Origin of the sequence: Streptomyces sp. NPDC058620, from assembly GCF_042717135.1 — a bacterium.
Classification (GTDB): domain Bacteria; phylum Actinomycetota; class Actinomycetes; order Streptomycetales; family Streptomycetaceae; genus Streptomyces.
Genome location: NZ_JBHXQO010000104.1, coordinates 8715 through 11417 on the forward strand (window position 1 = coordinate 8715; position 2703 = coordinate 11417).

At 67.3% G+C, this 2703-nt stretch carries 1 protein-coding gene and 1 pseudogene; one reads left to right on the plus strand and one right to left on the minus strand.

Features of this window, described 5'->3' with window-relative positions; all coding sequences use genetic code 11:
* Positions 1–858: 858 nt before the first annotated feature.
* A pseudogene (locus ACFWSK_RS36790) lies at positions 859–1173 on the plus strand (transposase); the annotation flags it as partial.
* 41 nt (positions 1174–1214) lie between these two features.
* Here ACFWSK_RS36790 and ACFWSK_RS36795 read toward each other — a convergent pair.
* Positions 1215–1691: an ATP-binding protein gene (locus ACFWSK_RS36795; RefSeq protein WP_383796279.1), complete on the minus strand. Its 477-nt coding sequence runs from the start codon at positions 1689–1691 to the stop codon at positions 1215–1217.
* Positions 1692–2703: the final 1012 nt, after the last annotated feature.

Below are 2703 nucleotides of genomic sequence, written 5' to 3' on the forward strand. Positions count from 1 at the left end.
GTGTTCTTCTTGCGGCGTCGCCGCCCCGGCTTGCGCGGCGTGGGGGGTGGCCGCCCCGCCCCGCGCCGCGGGGCGGCGCTGCGCCTCGTGGGTTGTCGATGCACGGGCACCACCTGCTCCAGGCCCTGGGGGCGTTGGACACCTCAGGGGCGTCCTGAGGGCAGATTATTAAGAGGCGGGAGGCGGGAGGTGGGAGGCGTTTCGCGTTGACGCGGAACGTGTCCTTGCGGGTGGGTGGTGCGTTGGGTCGTGTGACGCACGTACTGGTTTGGACCCTCACGTCGGGTCGGTGCAGTCCGCGGCCCCCGATTCCGCGCTCTGGCGACGGGGCCGCGTCAGCTTCCCCCGAGACATACGAAAGTCCTGGCCCACCCCGGGCGGTCAGGGCCTTCGTGCTGCCGGGCGTCGTTCCGTACGGGCCTGGCAGGGTGGTGGAGGTGGGGCTGCGGACCGGGGCCCAACCACGGAGCCGGTTCGCAGCCCAGGAGCGCGGCTCATGGGCACCTCTCGGCTCCTTGGGGGTGCGGTGCGGGGGTGGTGGGGGCCGCGCCTGCACCGCGCGGTCAGCGTCCGGCCCGGGGGTAGCGGCGGGCGAGGATCGTCCACTCCTCGTCTGGCAGGCATGGGCGAGGTGGCTGTCTGTCTCCCACTGCTCGGCGAGCCCGGTGAAGATCGGCTCCATTTCGGGGAGGGGATCCGTCGCGCTGCATGCCGATGACGGCTTGAGCCGCACAGTCGTGGTCACGCCGGGTGCAACGCCGCCTAAGCCGTCGGGGTGCCCACGCGACGGCCTGGTTTCCTGGAGGATGGCGCGGGCACCGCCGGCGGCGAGGAGCAGGCGAACTTGCACTCCGCCCGGCCAGGGAGGCCCTCTTTCGACTCCGGTTGATGCACCTGGAGATCACCGTCGTCCGGGCCGACCGCGCGTACGCGGGCTAGCTCGTGACCTGGGCGAAGAGGCATCTGAACCGAACGATCAAGGCCGTCTCCCGGACGAACCCGAAGGGCTCCTTCGGGTTCGTCCTGCTGCCCTGCCGCTGGGTCGTCGAACGCTCGCGGGCCTGGATGATGAACGCCCGCCGCCACGTGGGGGACTATGAGCGGCTGATCCAGCACTCGGAGACCCTATTCACCTGGGCGGCGTTCACCCTGATGCCCCGCCGTCTGACCCGCTTGGCGAACAAGAACAGTGGGGTTGGGTCTGGCAGCCTGACTCAGCTGATCTGACGGCCGGCCACGTCTCCTCCCGGGTCGTCGGCGAGCACCACAGCAGCCTTGACCCGTTTGCCCACCGGCTCGCGATGCACCTCGATGCTTCGGCAGACGGCCATCACGAGTTCCAGCCCGTGCTGGCCCACACGCCCAGGGTCCGCTGCCCTCGCGGTCGGCAGCACCGGCTCGCTGTCCCAGACCGTCACCTCGATCGCGCCGTCACTGACCTCCAGCGTCAGCAGACACGGACCCGGAGCATACTTTCGGGCATTGGTCACCAGCTCGCTGACCACCAGCTGGACCATGCCCATCACACGGTCGGACACCGGAAGCCCGTGCACCGCCTGCACATCCGTCAGGAAGGAACGGGCCAGATCACGAGCCTGGGCGATCTCCTCACTGCCCTCGAACGCGGCGGACACCGCAATCCGCATGTCGGCCAGTGCCTGCTGGCCCTCACCCTCTTCCGCCTGTTCCATGCGCCCCGCCTCGCCCCCTGAGTATCTTCACCCGACCCACACCGTTTGCCCCCTCAATCCAAATACAGACGCGACAAACAGGTTGATTCCAAAACGTTACTCAGCGTTGCCTCCTCAGAAAGCGGGCTCGAGAAATAACTTCTCAGCTTGTCGTCTAACGTCGCAGGCCAGCTACGGCGCGGTCCCAGGCTCGACCTCTGGCGCCGATCTCCCAACGCGGAAGTGCCGGACCTGGAGTGCCGGATCCTGCACTTTAAGTGCGAGGCGATAGGCGATGGGCCCGATCTGCCAACCGGGGTGATGGTCGAAGTGAGGTTAAGGCCCCGCGGCGTTGTGTGCGAGCTTGCCGACCAGCTCAGCGAGCCGGGAGGGCAGATGCTCCGCGAGTCGGTCTTCGCTGCCCAGACTGCGCCGGCGGACGAGGTCGAACAATTCGCGGCCAGACTCCACTGGGTCTGGTCGGCCGCCATCTCCAAGGCTGCTTCAATCTCAGAAGTCCTGCCCAGGCCAGCGAAGCTGCCTCAAGGGCATGGCCAGCCCATGTCGCCGGGTGTTGCTGCCGTTCGAACAGGCATCGCCCCCATTAGTGAATATTGTCCGCTCTGCCGCTTCTCATTTCACGTCATGACAACGTTGAAGGTCAGGGAACAACGGCGTTTGGGGCGGTCTCGGCCATCGGTTCAGGCCGACTCGAACGAGGCGTCGAACTTGACCGGAAGGCCCCGATCAGCGGAGGCCGCTCATTACTCGACGGACGCGTCTGTCCAGCTCACGCGACGGCCGTGTGAGCGCCAGCGGTCGAGCAGGGCTGTCAGCAATCGTTGAGCTCGACGCGGACGACGACCTCACTGAGACGGGGCTCCTAGTACTGCAACGGTGTTTGGTGTGACTGGTGGCCAGGTTGGTCGTTGGGCTGGTTATGGGTGGGGTACTTGGTGACGTGAGGGCGTGGGCGGCGGGTCTGGGAGAGTTGCACGAGCGGTTCGTGCACCGGTTTGCCCGGTCGGAGCCG